The sequence below is a fragment of the Sanguibacter sp. HDW7 genome, from assembly GCF_011300875.1.
GTDB lineage: Bacteria > Actinomycetota > Actinomycetes > Actinomycetales > Cellulomonadaceae > Flavimobilis.
In genome coordinates this window covers 579,313-593,243 of the sequence record NZ_CP049862.1, presented here as the reverse complement: position 1 = coordinate 593,243, position 13,931 = coordinate 579,313, and the positions used below count along the sequence as shown (strand labels likewise).

Below are 13,931 nucleotides of genomic sequence, written 5' to 3'. Positions count from 1 at the left end.
GGAACTCGCTCCGGTAATGTCGTCGCATGCATCCAGGGGTTACGCGAGAGACGCCCAAGACCTGCGTCGAGATCGCGGCGCGCCGCGGCGTCAGCGACCTCCCCGACACCAGCAGGGTGGGCGAAGAGAACCAAGACCCCGGGGGAGACGAGCCAGTATGACGGCTCATCGCCCTGGTCTCCGGGTCACGCTCCGCGGCGAACCCGAGATCACCGGCACGACAGACGCGGTCTGGGGTCAGGCTGAGGTCCTAATCAAGAAGGACTGCACTGAGTCGCCCAACCTCGTCGTCAACGAGTTCGTCGCCAACCGGCTTGCCCAGGCTATCGGCCTACCCGTGCCCGCAGGTGACATCTGGTTCGACGACGACATGACACGCCACTGGGTCATCGCAGCCGTCCGTGACCGAGGCAAGACACTGCCCCCGTCCCTGATCCAGGACGTCGCGTTAGTCGACGACGACCTTAGGGCGCAGATGTACTGCTTCGACGCACTCATCAGCAACATCGACCGGCACGAAGACAACATCCTCGTCGATTCGAAGGGGAACGCCTGGCTCATCGACCACGACCAAGCACTATTCGGGAACATCCCCCGGGAGACTCGTGCGGAAGGTCTCCTAAGTACCAGCGACCGCCCGTTCACAGACCCCGGTCACCTGTGGAGCGGGCCCGCCGCACCCTCACCGGCGGCCGTGCTCGGCGCCATACGGCAGTTCCAGCTCCTCCCAAGGCAGGCGCTCACAGCGCCCAGCCGTGACGCACACGCACGTGGACTCATCACCGACATCGAGCGCCGAGCGCTGGACAGGTACCTGTCACACCGGCAAGGCAACATAAGGAGCCTCCTCGACCCGAACCGCACCCGGGCCGCAGCGCCCACCCCCACTGAGGGAGACCTCTTGAGCTCTCTCGCACCACAACCGGAAGGAGAGTCCCGTGATTGAAGTCTTCGCTATCAAGCACATCTCCGACCATCTCCGCCGCGAGCCTCGCAATGTAGGAGTCATCGTCCGCGACGACTCTGGCATCGAGTCGCGGTTCCTCGGCGAACGGCAAGACGGCACCATCGACGGCAGACGCGTGCAGATGCCGCGCGACATCTACCGGCGCTGGATCAACTACTACCGCCACCAGATCGGGGACCGGAAGGACGGGGACATCGCCCGCCTCAAGGCAAGGCGTCCGCTCGAGTTCTATCCCGACCTTGTGGCCACCCTGCATGAGAGAGTCGACCTCGCCTCAGCACTCGAAGAGATGTACCCGAAGATCGTCTCGGGCGCCGCAACGACTACTGGGCGGACTCAACTCGAGATAGCGGTGGACCGAGTCTTCTCCCAACTGGGCGTCATGCCTTCACGAGAGGTCGAGGTTGCGGGCCTCGTAGGTGGGGAAACGTTCGTTTGCGAGTTCGAGTATGCCGTGCAGGGCGCCAAGCCGTGGCTCATGGACCGCATCACGCTGCACGGCGGTACGAAGGTCGCGCGGCGTAACGTCAACGACTTCGCCTTCCGTGCACGGGCTGTCCACGAGTCAACCAGTGGCGCAGAACTCGCCGCGTTCGTCGACACGAGCCAGTTGCGAGTCGCTGAGGAGCACCTTGTGGTTGTCGAGCAGTACGCCGCCGTCATCGACCTTGCCGACGGCTTCGCTGCGGCGGATCGAGTTGGAGAGCTGCTGCAGCTCTAGTTGTCCAGTCGTGCCCGCCATGATCTGGGGCGTGTTCCGTCCTCGGCGCGCTCCACGCAGGGTGAACTACCTCGAACTCGACAGCCGAGAGACAAACAGAACCTCGGCGCCGACTCCTGCGCCAGTTGACTCCTGGTCAGGCGCCGCACCGCTGACCTGCAATGACACCGGTCGTTGTCACAGCGTTGTCACACATCACGAACCGCCACGAGACCCGTGCCCTCGAACGACCCCGCCGGCACCGGTACGCGAAGCCGGTCGGCGCGCACCGGACCCCGCACGAGCACCTCGCACCGCGCTCTGTCCCGGCCTCGCACGTGCTCGTCGCCACGGACGAACCCGAACAGCACCTCCCGACCGTCGGATGCCTCCGGGTCGAACGGTCCGAGCCGGCCGCCACGTGTCACCCGGCCGACGGGCGTCCCGGACAGGATCACCTCGTGCGGGCTGAGCCCGGCGTCACGGAACAGGCCGACGTCGAGCTCGCCACTGTCGAAGCCGAGCACCTTCGAGTTCGCTGTCCCTAGCCATGAGTAGTCGCTCTGGCCGAGGTACGTCGTGCGACCGAGCATCTGGTTCATCGCGCACCTCCGTTGCGTCGGAGCATCGCGAATCGTTCGAGGATCGCTTGGTGGGAGGCGAGAGCGCTGCCGACAGTCGCCTCATGGGTGCGGGACGCGGCGCCCACGGTGTCGGCGTGCCGCTGCGCGATGGCCGCTCTCGCTCGCTCGGTGTGCGTCTGCGTGCGGGTGGCGACCGTCGGAGCCGTCCTGGCGCGCATCGCCGCGACGTCAGCCGGCGTCGCCACGACTCGCGGCATGGGTCCACCGATCACCTCGGCCGCTGCCCGCTCCTGGATCGCGGCGAACGCCTCCGGGTTCATCGGCTCCGCAGCCTCCGCCTGCGCGACCGACTCGATGTCAGGTCGAGGCGAGGACGCACGCAAGCAGTTCGGATGCGAGCTCGGATGAGCGCGGGCGACGTCGAGCGTGACGATCATGCCGTTCGCCTTCACGGGATCGTCGTGACTCGTCAACCCACAGTCAACGCCATCCATGAGTTCCCACCACTGCCAGCCGTTCTCCTCCCCCAGGTCGAGCATGCCCGCCTGGTAGGCCTCGGCCGTCTTCGTGCGGAGCAGCATGTCGGTGTACTGCGGGAGCCCGACCTTTCGGCCGTCGGCGTACGTGACAGCGTGGATGCCGAAGTGGTCGAGGACGGCGCGCAGGTCGGCGCCGGCCTTGGTGGCGGTGGTGCCGGTGTAGACGGCGCGGAGGATCTGGTCTCGTCCGAGTTCGCGGATGAGTGCCTTGACGCTCTCGTCGACGCCGCGGGTGGCTGCGAGGACGTCGCTGAGGGTGTCCCGGGCGAACGCAGCGGCGACGGAAGGGGACGCTGAGGAGAAAGTGGCTTCGGCGCCTCCGACGAGCGCAGCGGTCCATGCACCGGTGCGGTACGCGGTCGACAGCGCCACGTCGATGTCAGCGGCCGCTTGTACGTCGAGGCGTCGCATGGCCGCGAGCGTGCGGACCTGGAAGACGGTGAGGCGTTGGGCGCGGACGGGCGCGAGGATCGTCGGCCATTCGCGGGCGAGGATCTCGAGCTCTTCGTGGATGAGTGCCCAGGCGCGGTGGATGTCTTCGCGAAGTGCTGCGGTGAGGTTGGTGATCGGGTCGGGCTGGCTCATGCGACCCTCGCGTCACGTCGATCGAAGCGGCCGAAGGAGACGCCACTGCCGGGAGCCTCGCCGTTCTCCGTGGCCCACAAGGCTTCGAGACGCTCGATCTGGCTGTCCAGAGCAGCGAGGTTGCCCTTGCCGAGGCTCACGGAGAGGACCCCGGACAGGGAGAAGGACGATGCGGCCTGGCCGCCGCCGGCGATGTCGGCTCGGCGTCGCTTGAGGACGCGTAGCGCCGTGAGGATCCAGTGGCCGGTCTCGCCGTGGAGTTCTTCGAGGGTGTCGTCGTCGGGGTCGGCGCCGATCTCGTCACGGGTGTTCGCGAGGTCGGTGGGGTTCATTGGGCCTCCTTGGGTGGGGCCCTGAGAGTGGCCGTCGCAGTGTCAGCGACTCACGTTGGGTCGCCGCCATGGTCTGGGGCACTGCGCGATCTGGCAATCGACGCGGCGCTTGTCGGCACGCCGCTGGTGCCGCAGCAAGCAACTGGTCGCTCTTCCTCTCGCCACGGACCGATGCGGCTGACTTTGTCTCAGACTGCACCGCGCTGACCAGCAACGACACGCCTTGTTGTCACGCTGTTGTCACACGCTCGACGTCACGCACTCCCGACGCCAGCAACCTCGCGAAGACGCCGCGGCACGACCTCGCTCACCATCGCCTGCTGCTCAGGAGACAACCGAAGATCCTCGAGAATCGCACGGATCACCGTCGCGATCCTGGCGCCCTGCTGCTCCGAGACCCGCACCCGCCGCTCCTCGATGCCCGCGTCCAAGATGATCTTCTGCATCCGACCAGACGCATCCGCCTGAGCACGCAGCTCACGGATCGCCTCCGCCGTCACCACTCCCCCGGCCTCGACGAGATCCGCTATCGCCTGCAAGCCAGCGTCCAGCGCCGAACCCGCAGCCATCAGCGCCTCCGCCGGCGTCCGCTTCTCCCGACCCCCGAGAACCGCAGCACGCGCCTGCACCAGTCGAGCCTCTCGAGCAGCAACAGCGTTCGGCGACCGCCCGCCGTGGATCCGGCACACGCCACCACCGAGCACGAGCTTCCCGCACCGCACTCCCGTGCTCTTCGCGGTCGCAGTGCACTGCGACGCCGCCGGCATCGCACGCCTGAGGTCTTCCATGAGGTGACTCCACTCCTTGAGGTGCACCGAGGATGCCCCAACCCGTGCGAGGCGACCTGGTGACGGAATGGGTGCGGCCTCCCCCGGAGGGCGCCAGGGGAGGCCGCGGTGCCGTGAGGAGCACGGTCGGGTCGAGTGTCGGTGCCGGGGTGCGAGCGGGTCAGTACCGTCGCGTCTCAATCGCCGCGAGCGCGGTGAGGTGCTTGGAGACGATCGGGTTGACGGTGTCGCGCATCTGTTCGGGGGTGAAGCCGACATCGGCGAACACGGCGTCCATGACCCGCACCATCTGGTCCGCCATCTGTTCCGCGATCATCGTGTTCTTCTCGGCGATGCCCGTGTCGAGGATCGCCTTCTGCAGACGGCCGGACGCTTCGGCCTGGGCACGTAGTTCACGCACAAGCTCCGCAGTCAGCACGCCGCCATCGCGAGCAAGCTGCTCCAGGCCCTGCAGCGCGGCGTCCAAGGATGCACCTGCGGCGCGGAGCGCTTCGTAGGGCGTCCTGGTCTCAGCGTTCGGGTAGAGAGCCGTCCGACGCATCTCGACGATCCGCGCCTCACGCGCCTTCCGGGCCCGCGGCGACGCACCACCATGGAAGCGACACACGCCGCCACCCTGCACCCGGTTCCGGCACCGCTCCCCCGACTGCTTCGACAGCGCCGTGCACTGCTCCGCCGGCACCCGACGCCCTCCAAGAGGTTCCATCGCCAACACTCCGCTCCATGAGGCTGAACACGCCCCATGAGGTCACACCGTCCATGAGGTCCCCCCGGATGATGCCGCGGAGGGTGCGAGGACGCCTGTGCGAACGCGGGAGCGTTGCCCCTAGCAATGTGAGTCGTTGCACAGCAGTCCAGTCGCCACTTGACGCGACGCTTCCGCGTACGCCAAGATCGAGTCAATCCACCCAGCCGTCCAGACATCGTCTGCACGGCTGGGCTTTTTTCAGGGGGTTTCGGTGGGAGCGAAGCGAGTCGCCGTCTTCTTTGACTGGCAGAACGTGTACATGCGGGCCAGGGAGTCGTTCCACTCAGCGCACGGACCAGCTGTCGAAGGCCAAGTTGACCCAGTGGACTTGGCTCACATCCTGTTGAAGAAGACTGGAGAGCGTAACGAGTGCGAAGTTGCACTTGACGCGATTCACATCTATCGAGGGCGGCCTGGACAGAAGCAAGACGAGCGAGCGTTCTCGGCGTATCGCCGACAGACCTCCCAATGGGCGCAGAACCGGCTCGTGTCGCTTCATGCCCGCGACTTGAGGTACCCCTATGGCTGGGGCACTGACGCATGCGTCGACAGGCCGCGTGAGAAGGGCGTCGACGTTGCACTAGCGATCGATGTCGTGACGATGGGGCGTGACGAGAAGTACGACATCGGCATCGTGATGTCGGCTGACTACGATCTCGTCCCGGCGCTCGACTACATGGTCAGGCGCCATGAGGTAGATGCGAGCAGGCCCACTGTCGAGGTCGCGGCTTGGAAGGGCGAGTCTGACGGGCGGCCGCTCCGGATCCGGCTCCAGGGCAAGCCGCTCTGGTGCCACTGGCTCGGGTCCAGCGACTACTGGGGCGCTGTAGATGAGACTGACTATGCGCTGCCTGCCGACGCTCCGCGACGCGTCGGTCCACCGAAGCCGGGGATGTGGCTCAAGCGGTAGCGATCCGTAAGGGGCGATGCGGCACTTCCACCGCAACTCCACCGCCGATTGCCGGCAGATCTCGCAGATGCCGTACGCATCGGGCCGATGGAGGGTCAGGACGGCGTTGAGGGCCGTGAGAAGTGCTGCTGCGTCGTTGGCGAGCTGGCGCGTCGCTCGTCGTCCCAGTGGGGCAACGCGAGCTGTGCGGCGGGCAGCGTGGATGCGGTTCGCGATGTCGTTGAGGTTCATCACCCGGCTCTCCTCGCGGCGCCCTCGCGCAGGATCGCCAAGATCGCGTCCCGTGCTGCGGCCGACGCGCGCTTCGCCGTCTCCGAGGACCGCCCGCTCTCGATCTGCAGAGGCATCGCACCGTGGTACTCCTCTAGTGCCCGATGCACCGGCGGGATGCCAGCAGCGTGCGCGGCTGCGATCTCCGCATCCACGAGCGACATGCCGTCGCCGAGAGCGAGCTTGAACGCCTTCACCCACGCCATGTACGGGCCGACGTCGTCCGGGTCGATCTCCCGAGGCGGCACCGGCAGGGACCCTGTGGTCACTGCGCGGATCCGCTCACGACGCACGAGCGCCACCTCCGCGATCACGTCGGCGGGGACGATCCACGTGTTGCCGTCGCCTCGGGTAGCGATGATGCGCTTCACGGCCTCGACCACGTCCTGGGCGCGGAGAGGTTCGAGGACGAGCATCCACGCGTCCTCCATGCCTTCGCGGGCCTTCGTGAGGCCAGCACGGTCGAGCATCGCGATGAGAGCGACAGTCTCCTGCTTGTTCATGCGGGACCTCCCAGGTGAGCGAACGCGGCGAACGGACTCCCCTCCAGCTCGGGGACGGCGGTGCGGGCCGCTTCCTCGGCTGCGTCGTCGGCTACGGCCTTCGCCATGGCTCGCTTGAGGACGTCACCGCTCGGGTCCGCCGCTCGAGTCGTGAGCTCCGGGAGTGGGTCGTCCTCCCAGCGTTCGGCGTTGAGCCACGTCGTGGGGTGAGGGATGTACCGCCGTTCAGGCAGGTTCGGGTCGTCGCTGAGTGCTTGCGCGGCATGGATGAGGGTCTGGGCGTCGGTCTTGCGGAGGGCCTTCGTCCAGGCGGTGCGTGCGGTGCCCTTCCCGACCTTGTGCGGGTAGGCAGCCCAGAAGGCGTCGAACTCGGCCGTGGTGTGGTCGCTGTTCTCGAACTCGATGGCCTTGGTGATCCAGGCCGTGAACGCGGAGTTCCAGTTCTTCGCTCGGCGGTTCTGCTCGCGTGCGTGGTCGCGGAATGCGGCCTCGAGGTCGTCGAGGTTGAGGCCCGCTTCTTGGGCTCTGCGGGTGTGGTTGTCGTTCGGTCGCCAGTCGTCGGGCAGGGGCCGATCCGACGTGTCCTTCCCTCCTTCCTCACCTTCGTTACGGGTCGGGTCGGGACGGGACGGGACGGGACGGTGAGACTCCCCGAGAGAGTCCCCAAGGGTGTCCCCCGGGGACACTTCGGGGGACAAGGCGTCAGAGGTGAACCGCCCGGAGCCTCCATCTCGGCGCTGGTTCCGCTTCTTGTCGCGCCAGAAGTCTCGCTGCTTCACGACCTCATCACGCGTCGGCTGTCGTCCCCCTTCGCTCCACTCGTGGAACCGATAGCCGCCGTCCTCGACGTGCCAGAGGTTGACTTCGACGAGCTTCCTCGCCTGCGAGAGCGTGCCGAGCGTCTGCGCCATGTGTGTCGGAATGAAGCCGTCGGTGAGTTGCTGCGCCGACCAGGCACCCGCACGGACCCACAGGCCGATAGCAGGGTTGCCGGCGCGGATCACCTTCTCGTGGAACGCGAACGTGTCGTCGACCTTGAACCAGGTCACGTCACGCCTCCACGTAGGGGCCGAGGAAGCCGAGCGTGCGGTGCTCGGTGCACTCGTGGCAGGAACGCGCCATGACGACGCCCACGACGTCGTCAGCGAGCGTCACCGGGTGAAGGCAGACGGTCTTCGCGGGACGGTCGCAGAGCGCGCACGTGCCAGACGGCTCACGGTCCTCCCGCAGGTCCGCGAGGAGACCTTCGATGCAGCACTCGCGGCAGCCCCACACGTCGGCGCGCAGGTCGACGACGAGCGTCCCGTCGTCGTGCGTGCACAAGCTCGGCACGTCGTTGATGACGTCGACTGCCCTCAGCTCGAGACGAATGTCAATCTCGCCGGCGTGCATCGCGGTGCACAGTCCCTTGACGGTCTTGAGGATCATCGGTTGCCTCCGGGGTGGTCGAAGTCGTGGCAGGAGTCGCAGCGGGACACGGTGGCGGTCGCGCTGATCCAGATGTGGGATGCGGCACCGAAGGTGCCGGCGTAGGCGACGAGCGTGCACAGGCGGGTCGCGGGTTCGGCCTGGCACGCGTCGCACGTGCGGGAGGCGACCGGCGACGTGACGAGGGAGTTGGCGACGCGGTCGGTGTGGCATGCGCTGCAGGTGACCTGCATGTGGCTGATGTCGATGGAGGGCTCTTCGGTGCCGTCCCACGTGAAGTGCTCGCAGGAGGGCGTGAACGCGCCTCGGTGGCCTGCCGCGGTGAGGGCGTCGACCTTGTCGCGCCAGCGCTTGGGCATGACGTGGAACGTGTCGCAGATGGGGTAGGTCACGCTGCCTCACCGACCTCGGGAAGCTGGCCGGTGGCCTTGAGGTGCCGGAACAAGGGGGTGGGGCGCCAGACGGCCTGGATGCCGCCGCGGCGCTGCGGCCGGGTGGACTGCTGGTAGCCGGCGATCTCGATGAGCCGCTGGTTGCGGAGCCTGGCGAACACTCCGCCGACGTGGTTGGGGTGGGCGACGTCGAGTTCGCCGAGGGTCGCGTCGAGCTTGTCTGCGGTGCAGGTGCCGTCGCGGTCGAGCAGGTAGAGCGCGGCCCGGTAGGGGCCGTCGACGAGGTGAGCGGCCGGGACGCCAGTCTGGCCGTCGTGCTCGTGATACGGGGGGCAGATCATGGGGTTACCTCCGTGAGGCGGTTATCGGGTTGTGGTGCAGGAGAGCGGTCCTTGGCGGGGCCGCTCTCTTGCGTTGTGAGGGTGCTGGCGTCCCTTTCGGTGTGCGCCTGGTGGCGCGGGGTTGGGGTCAGGCTGCGGTGCGGATCGGGTCGAGGCCCAGGTACTCGAGGAGGTCGTTCCTGCGCCATCGTCGAGATTTGCCGAATGTGAGGACCTCGAACGGGAACGTGCCCTCGCGGGCCATGGCGTAGACCGTGGAGGTCGAGCACCTGAGTGCGCGGGCGACGGTGTCGACCTCGACGAGCGGCGGGAGTGCGCGGAGCTCGTCGTCGGTGATGGCCGGCAGCCGCCGAGTGCTCGCGGCGGTCATGCTGCGGCCTCCTTGAGTGCGTCGAGGAGGTCGCAGTAGGCCTTGAGGTGCTGGACGGACGGGGTGCGTCCGTCTTCCCAGAAGCCGACGGCGTTCGCGGTAACGCCGAGCTCTCGTGCGAGTCGGGCGCGAGAGACGCCGGCTCCCTCGCGGATCGCTCGTCGCATGGTGGGCGGGGGAAGTCGCTTGATGGTCGCGACTTCGTTCATGAGTGCTGACACTTGCCTTCTCCTTCCGTTCTTGCGGCGTGACGATGATGCGTCCGGGGGTGTGATTGGTCAGTCGTTCTGCCGGGAGTAGGCGACGCCACGGTGCAGCAGGTCGCCGGTCGCCTCGATCCGCTCGAGCGTCTCCGGGTGCAGAGCGTTCATCGCCTCCGTGTACGTGCGTCCCTCCGCGATGAAGGACGCGAAGACGGTGATGTCGTCAGCGTCGAGCGACCCCTCGTAGGACGCGCCGCCGATCATGCGCGTGCCCTTCATGTCGGTGATCGCGTAGCGGGGCTCGGGGCCGTCGACGTGGCGGATCCGGTAGCCCTTGGGCAGGAGGATGCGGGACGCCAGGTAGGCGATGGCGGCGGTCACGCGGTCACCTCGAGGAAGACGCGGTTCTCGCCCCACTCGCCCTCGGCGGTGGCGTCCGGGTTCGTGATGAGCTCGAACAGGTCGTGGGCGATGCCGGCGAGTTCCTCGGCGTTGCAGTCGTCGAGGGGTCGGGCGATGGAGACGTCGGCGTAGCGGGTGCCGTCCTCGCGGGTGTGGATCGTCGTCGCTGCGAGGACGTCGGCGCCGAGCGGCTTGTTCTCCAGGCTGAAGCTGGGCGCGTTCCAGATGCGGGCGTGGTCGAGGCCGGTGGCGCCCTCGAACGCGACTGCGAGGAACTTGCCCGTCGTCTCGTCGTACCGGGAGACGCCGATGCGTCGCATGATGCGGTTCGTCTTCGGGCAGCGGAAGATCTCGACTGGTCGGGGGTCGTCGGCGATCTCGGCCTTGCCGTCGAACTGTGCCTCGTCGTGGCAGTGGAACATCAGGTCGACGTCGTCCTGGGTGATCGTGTTGACGAGGACGCCCTCGGACTCGATGGGGTCGATGAACGGGGCAACGGTCCGGGGCGCGGTGGGAAGGTCGACGTTGAAGACTTCGTGGATGCGGAGGTCGTCGAGCGGCCGCGCAATCCGGTAGAACAGGAACGGGAAGCCCTTCGGAGTGACTCGCTTGTTGCACTCGCTGTCCGACTCCTGCGGACCGCCGCGACGCTGAAGCCTGCGGAGAGCCTGCGACGCCGCCCGGTGGTCCTCGGCTGACCATGCGCCGTAGCGGGCGAGGTTCCACTTGCCAGTGTCGGGACGGTACGCGAGCGAGCCGATGGAACGGCATGCCTCGGAGTCGAGGATGTCGGTGAAGATCTCCGCTGGTTCGGGGTCGTCGATGAACCGCGTGATGTTGCGTTCGAGGTGGTCCATCGCCTCCTCCTCGGAGACGTACTCCCCGTCGACTACGGCAACTTCCTTCATGTAGTAGGTGATCGTCGTTGCGTTGGCGATCCGCATGGCGCGGTCGCTGACGAGCTTCATCGCGGCGGCGTACTCCTGGGCGTCCTCGCGCTCGCCTCGAAGGGTGAGTGCTGCGACCTCGTGTGCGAGACCGGAGGCAGCGGCGCGGAGGGACGCTGCACCGCGGACCGCCTCCTTGCGGCGGTGCTCGCGGATGTACTTGGCGGCGATGCTGCGCTGGCGCGCTGTGCTCGTCGTGACGTCGGGGAGGGTGGCGGTGCTCATGGGTGTCTCCTTGCTGCGTTCGTGGGTGTGTTGACTGGGGTGGAGGACTAGCCGCGACCGCGGCTGACGCGCGTGAAGTAGTCCTCGATGTCCTGCGCCGTGAAGAGGCGCTTGGCGGTCTTGGCGCGGGAGGTGCGGACGCACTTGATCTCGCCGCGGCGGGCGATCTTCGCGAGCGTCTTGGGGTGGATCCGCATGAGCTCCGCGGCTTCGTCGATCGTGTAGTAGCGGGGTGGCTCCTTGTCGGTGGGCATGTCTGGACTCCTTCGTGCTAGTGCGTGGGGCGGGAGCTGTTGGAGGCGGTCGCGGCCTCCTGCTCGGCTAGCCAGGCCTCGACGGCAGTTCTGCGGTACATGACGCGCCTGCCTCCGACCTTGAAGCCGACAGGCCCTCGTCCGTGCGTTCGCCAGGTCCGGAGGGTTGCCTTCGAGATTCCGATGACCTCGGCGACCTCTGACATCGAGAGCAGCTGTTCCATGTTGTCGACTCCATTCGATTCTGAACTTACTTGCGCGACTTTCAACACCCTGACAGACTCAACCCATGATCGTCAACAGACGCGCCGACTTCGATTGGGTAGGCTTCCCAGGTGACCACCGACGAGCGACCTCGCCAGGACAAGCGGGACGCACTCATCGGCGCGAACATCGCGAAGTTCCGACGCCTTGCGGGCATGTCTCAAGCGGCGCTCGCAGAGAAGCTCGAGGAGCGCGGCCTTCCTCTCGCACAGTCGGCAATCGCGAAGGTCGAGCTAGGGAAGCGGTCACTTCGCGCCACGGAGGCGGTCGAGATCGCGGCCATCCTCGGGACAGATCTCAATGCGCTCTTCGGTTCACCGCTCGAGGAAGCGATCACTCGATTGCGGCGCCTCGAGGCCGAAGCCGGGAGGACCGTCGAGCGTGCAACCGAGGACATGAACCGCGCCAAGGAGGGTTACACGACCCTCTGGGAAATCAAGCGTGCGGTCGACGGCGAGACCGTGAACTGGGGTCCATCCCCCGAGTTCGGAGGGCCCAACGCGTTCCGGATGCTGAAGTGGCCGGAGATTTCAGCGATCCTCTCAGAACTTGGTGTTCCAACTGCCCAGATCTCCCGCCTCGAACGTTCGTTCAGGGCGCCGAAGTCTCGAGGCGACACGTTCATGCGCGCCCTCTGGAACGCGCTGCACGCTGCAGTACCCACCCTCGTGTCCGAACCGGAGTAGTTCGTTGAGCGGGTCCGTGCGGCGCGTCTGCGCATGCCGCGACCCCCACACCGGCAAGCAGTACGGCATCCGCTGCCCCCAGCTCACCAACCCCCACCACGGCACCTGGCAGTACGTCACCTCACTCCCCGCCGTCCACGGCAAGCGACGCCAAGCCCGCAAGGGCGGCTTCGCCACCAAGCGCGAAGCACAAGCCGCACTCGCCGCACTCGTCGGCCAAGTCGCCTCAGGTGACTACCGCGACGACCAGAAGCAGACCCTCGCCACCTACTTGCAGTCGTGGATCACCCGCCAGGTCGAGGACGGACTCAGGCCCTCCACCGAACGCGGCTACCGCTCCTACATCAACAACGACATCACCCCCGCGCTCGGGCACGTCCGCCTCGGCCAGCTCACGCCCACGCACGTCGACTCGTTCATCCGGCAGATGCGCCGCGACGGTCGCGGCACCACCACCATCCGCCGCATCCACGCCGTCCTGCGCTCAGCCCTGTCCGACGCGAAACGGCGCCGGCTCGTCGCCTACAACGCGGCCGTCGACGTCGAGATCCCCACAGACAACGCCGCGCACGTCTCCCCGTGGGAGCCGCACGAGCTCGCAGCGTTCCTCGATGCCGCGTCACGCGACCGACTCGGAGCGCTCTATGAAGTCCTCGCGTTCACCGGCCTACGCCGCGGCGAGGCGTGCGCGCTGCGCTGGACGGACATCGACCTCGAACGTGGCGTCATCGTCGTCCGCTCCAACCTCGTGTCCGTCGCCGGCAAGGCCGTCGAGGGTGCCCCGAAGACCCGCAAGGGTGAACGTCGTGTCGACATCGGCGACCGCACCATCGGCGCTCTCATGAGTCACCGGCTCGTCCAGCAGCGTGAGATGGACTACCTCGCGTCGGGGTGGATGGGCACCACGGACCGGGTGTTCACGAAGCCCGACGGCTCCGACCTCTCCCCCGACCAGGTGTCGCGGGTGTTCGCGCGGATCATCGACCGCGTCCGCTTCCCCGAGGACGCCGACAAGCCAGACGAGCAGAGACGCCGACTGCGCGTCGTCCGGCTCCACGACCTTCGCCACGGCGCCGCGTCCATGGCCCTCGCCGCCGGCTTCGACATCGCGACCGTCTCCAAGCGCCTCGGGCACTCGACGATCGCCATCACGGCGGACACCTACAGCCACCTCATCGGAGGCGTCGGGCGTCGCATGGCAGACGCCGTGGAGAGCCTCCTGCCGGCGTCGGCGGATCAGCCCGTCCGCAGAGTGTGACAACCCTGTGATCACCTGGGGCCGGAAACAGGTCCGCGGTCCTTCCCCCGGAGGGGAAGAACCGCGGAATCCTGCATCGGTGGCAGCTGAGGGATTCGAACCCCCGTAGCATGACGCGGCTGATTTACAGTCAGCTCCCTTTGGCCGCTCGGGCAAGCTGCCGATGCGCCGCAGGCGTGGACCAGGTCCGCACCTCGCGAGCGATCACACGATACTAGGGGAAGTGCCCTGAGCG

21 protein-coding genes and 1 tRNA gene are annotated in these 13,931 nt (G+C 67.2%); 5 read left to right on the top strand and 17 right to left on the bottom strand.

From position 1 onward, the window contains the following. The first annotated feature begins 157 nt into the window (after nt 1–157). Both G7063_RS02735 and G7063_RS02730 read left to right on the top strand, forming a co-directional pair. Complete coding sequence (locus tag G7063_RS02735) at nt 158–946, top strand: HipA family kinase (protein ID WP_166412981.1); 789 nt, start codon at nt 158–160, stop codon at nt 944–946. Continuing rightward, on the top strand, nt 939–1,688 hold the full coding sequence (locus G7063_RS02730) for a hypothetical protein (RefSeq protein WP_166412980.1): 750 nt from the start codon (nt 939–941) through the stop codon (nt 1,686–1,688). Before G7063_RS02735 ends, G7063_RS02730 begins: the two co-directional genes overlap by 8 nt. A 188-nt stretch (nt 1,689–1,876) precedes the next feature. Here the strand turns inward: G7063_RS02730 and G7063_RS02725 are convergent, their stop codons facing one another. From G7063_RS02725 to G7063_RS02705, 5 genes are all read right to left on the bottom strand, one after another. Further along, entirely contained in the window at nt 1,877–2,269 is a 393-nt protein-coding gene (locus G7063_RS02725; protein WP_166412979.1) for a hypothetical protein, read from the bottom strand. Next, nucleotides 2,266–3,375 carry a hypothetical protein gene (locus G7063_RS02720; RefSeq protein WP_166412978.1) on the bottom strand — a complete coding sequence of 370 codons (1,110 nt, stop codon included), beginning with the start codon at nt 3,373–3,375 and terminating at the stop codon, nt 2,266–2,268. The genes G7063_RS02725 and G7063_RS02720 overlap by 4 nt, the downstream gene beginning before the upstream one ends. Then, a complete protein-coding gene (locus G7063_RS02715; protein ID WP_166412977.1) occupies nt 3,372–3,707 on the bottom strand; it encodes a hypothetical protein in 336 nt (111 codons plus the stop codon). The genes G7063_RS02720 and G7063_RS02715 overlap by 4 nt, the downstream gene beginning before the upstream one ends. A 254-nt stretch (nt 3,708–3,961) precedes the next feature. Continuing rightward, on the bottom strand, nt 3,962–4,522 hold the full coding sequence (locus tag G7063_RS02710) for a hypothetical protein (protein WP_166412976.1): 561 nt from the start codon (nt 4,520–4,522) through the stop codon (nt 3,962–3,964). Nucleotides 4,523–4,655: 133 nt separating this feature from the next. Next, nucleotides 4,656–4,961 carry a hypothetical protein gene (locus G7063_RS02705; protein WP_166412975.1) on the bottom strand — a complete coding sequence of 102 codons (306 nt, stop codon included), beginning with the start codon at nt 4,959–4,961 and terminating at the stop codon, nt 4,656–4,658. A 493-nt stretch (nt 4,962–5,454) separates the two neighbouring features. Between G7063_RS02705 and G7063_RS02700 the strand changes: the two genes are divergently transcribed. Continuing rightward, nucleotides 5,455–6,153: an NYN domain-containing protein gene (locus tag G7063_RS02700; protein ID WP_166412974.1), complete on the top strand. Its 699-nt coding sequence runs from the start codon at nt 5,455–5,457 to the stop codon at nt 6,151–6,153. A gap of 230 nt (nt 6,154–6,383) precedes the next feature. On the opposite strand, the gene G7063_RS02695 is transcribed toward G7063_RS02700, so the two are convergent. The 11 genes from G7063_RS02695 to G7063_RS02645 form a co-directional block, all read right to left on the bottom strand. After that, nucleotides 6,384–6,926, bottom strand: coding sequence for a hypothetical protein (locus G7063_RS02695; RefSeq protein ID WP_166412973.1), 543 nt, complete (start codon nt 6,924–6,926; stop codon nt 6,384–6,386). Beyond that, nucleotides 6,923–7,975, bottom strand: coding sequence for a hypothetical protein (locus G7063_RS02690; protein ID WP_166412972.1), 1,053 nt, complete (start codon nt 7,973–7,975; stop codon nt 6,923–6,925). The genes G7063_RS02695 and G7063_RS02690 overlap by 4 nt, the downstream gene beginning before the upstream one ends. Nucleotide 7,976: 1 nt before the next feature. Continuing rightward, nucleotides 7,977–8,354 (bottom strand): hypothetical protein, encoded by a 378-nt coding sequence (locus tag G7063_RS02685; RefSeq protein ID WP_166412971.1) that lies wholly within the window; start codon nt 8,352–8,354, stop codon nt 7,977–7,979. Further along, nucleotides 8,351–8,746 (bottom strand): hypothetical protein, encoded by a 396-nt coding sequence (locus G7063_RS02680; RefSeq protein ID WP_166412970.1) that lies wholly within the window; start codon nt 8,744–8,746, stop codon nt 8,351–8,353. The genes G7063_RS02685 and G7063_RS02680 overlap by 4 nt, the downstream gene beginning before the upstream one ends. After that, entirely contained in the window at nt 8,743–9,087 is a 345-nt protein-coding gene (locus tag G7063_RS02675) for a hypothetical protein (RefSeq protein ID WP_166412969.1), read from the bottom strand. Before G7063_RS02675 ends, G7063_RS02680 begins: the two co-directional genes overlap by 4 nt. Before the next feature lie 127 nt (nt 9,088–9,214). Continuing rightward, complete coding sequence (locus G7063_RS02670) at nt 9,215–9,457, bottom strand: AlpA family transcriptional regulator (RefSeq protein WP_166412968.1); 243 nt, start codon at nt 9,455–9,457, stop codon at nt 9,215–9,217. Next, a complete protein-coding gene (locus tag G7063_RS02665) occupies nt 9,454–9,678 on the bottom strand; it encodes a helix-turn-helix transcriptional regulator (protein WP_206188198.1) in 225 nt (74 codons plus the stop codon). Before G7063_RS02665 ends, G7063_RS02670 begins: the two co-directional genes overlap by 4 nt. Nucleotides 9,679–9,735: 57 nt before the next feature. Then, nucleotides 9,736–10,041 (bottom strand): hypothetical protein, encoded by a 306-nt coding sequence (locus G7063_RS02660; protein WP_166412967.1) that lies wholly within the window; start codon nt 10,039–10,041, stop codon nt 9,736–9,738. Next, nucleotides 10,038–11,234 (bottom strand): hypothetical protein, encoded by a 1,197-nt coding sequence (locus G7063_RS02655; RefSeq protein WP_166412966.1) that lies wholly within the window; start codon nt 11,232–11,234, stop codon nt 10,038–10,040. Before G7063_RS02655 ends, G7063_RS02660 begins: the two co-directional genes overlap by 4 nt. A gap of 47 nt (nt 11,235–11,281) precedes the next feature. Continuing rightward, nucleotides 11,282–11,488 carry a helix-turn-helix domain-containing protein gene (locus G7063_RS02650; RefSeq protein ID WP_166412965.1) on the bottom strand — a complete coding sequence of 69 codons (207 nt, stop codon included), beginning with the start codon at nt 11,486–11,488 and terminating at the stop codon, nt 11,282–11,284. Between the two features lie 17 nt (nt 11,489–11,505). Next, on the bottom strand, nt 11,506–11,712 hold the full coding sequence (locus G7063_RS02645) for an AlpA family transcriptional regulator (RefSeq protein ID WP_166412964.1): 207 nt from the start codon (nt 11,710–11,712) through the stop codon (nt 11,506–11,508). A gap of 111 nt (nt 11,713–11,823) precedes the next feature. Here G7063_RS02645 and G7063_RS02640 point away from each other — a divergent pair, with 111 nt between their 5' ends. Continuing rightward, the gene (locus tag G7063_RS02640; protein ID WP_166412963.1) at nt 11,824–12,438 is read left to right on the top strand and encodes a helix-turn-helix domain-containing protein; all 615 of its coding nucleotides are present in this window, start codon (nt 11,824–11,826) and stop codon (nt 12,436–12,438) included. Nucleotides 12,439–12,442: 4 nt separating this feature from the next. After that, nucleotides 12,443–13,696: a tyrosine-type recombinase/integrase gene (locus G7063_RS02635; protein ID WP_166412962.1), complete on the top strand. Its 1,254-nt coding sequence runs from the start codon at nt 12,443–12,445 to the stop codon at nt 13,694–13,696. 80 nt (nt 13,697–13,776) lie between these two features. On the opposite strand, the gene G7063_RS02630 is transcribed toward G7063_RS02635, so the two are convergent. Next, nucleotides 13,777–13,858: transfer RNA gene (locus G7063_RS02630), tRNA-Tyr, on the bottom strand. Nucleotides 13,859–13,931 lie beyond the last annotated feature (73 nt).

Excerpts from the sequence above, each read along its gene's own strand:
- G7063_RS02735 (WP_166412981.1), top strand. The coding sequence starts at position 158 with ATGACGGCTCATCGCCCTGGTCTCCGGGTCACGCTCCGCGGCGAACCC.
- G7063_RS02725 (WP_166412979.1), bottom strand. The coding sequence starts at position 2,269 with ATGAACCAGATGCTCGGTCGCACGACGTACCTCGGCCAGAGCGACTAC.
- G7063_RS02720 (WP_166412978.1), bottom strand. The coding sequence starts at position 3,375 with ATGAGCCAGCCCGACCCGATCACCAACCTCACCGCAGCACTTCGCGAA.
- G7063_RS02715 (WP_166412977.1), bottom strand. The coding sequence starts at position 3,707 with ATGAACCCCACCGACCTCGCGAACACCCGTGACGAGATCGGCGCCGAC.
- G7063_RS02695 (WP_166412973.1), bottom strand. The coding sequence starts at position 6,926 with ATGAACAAGCAGGAGACTGTCGCTCTCATCGCGATGCTCGACCGTGCT.
- G7063_RS02685 (WP_166412971.1), bottom strand. The coding sequence starts at position 8,354 with ATGATCCTCAAGACCGTCAAGGGACTGTGCACCGCGATGCACGCCGGC.
- G7063_RS02675 (WP_166412969.1), bottom strand. The coding sequence starts at position 9,087 with ATGATCTGCCCCCCGTATCACGAGCACGACGGCCAGACTGGCGTCCCG.
- G7063_RS02670 (WP_166412968.1), bottom strand. The coding sequence starts at position 9,457 with ATGACCGCCGCGAGCACTCGGCGGCTGCCGGCCATCACCGACGACGAG.
- G7063_RS02655 (WP_166412966.1), bottom strand. The coding sequence starts at position 11,234 with ATGAGCACCGCCACCCTCCCCGACGTCACGACGAGCACAGCGCGCCAG.
- G7063_RS02650 (WP_166412965.1), bottom strand. The coding sequence starts at position 11,488 with ATGCCCACCGACAAGGAGCCACCCCGCTACTACACGATCGACGAAGCC.
- G7063_RS02645 (WP_166412964.1), bottom strand. The coding sequence starts at position 11,712 with ATGGAACAGCTGCTCTCGATGTCAGAGGTCGCCGAGGTCATCGGAATC.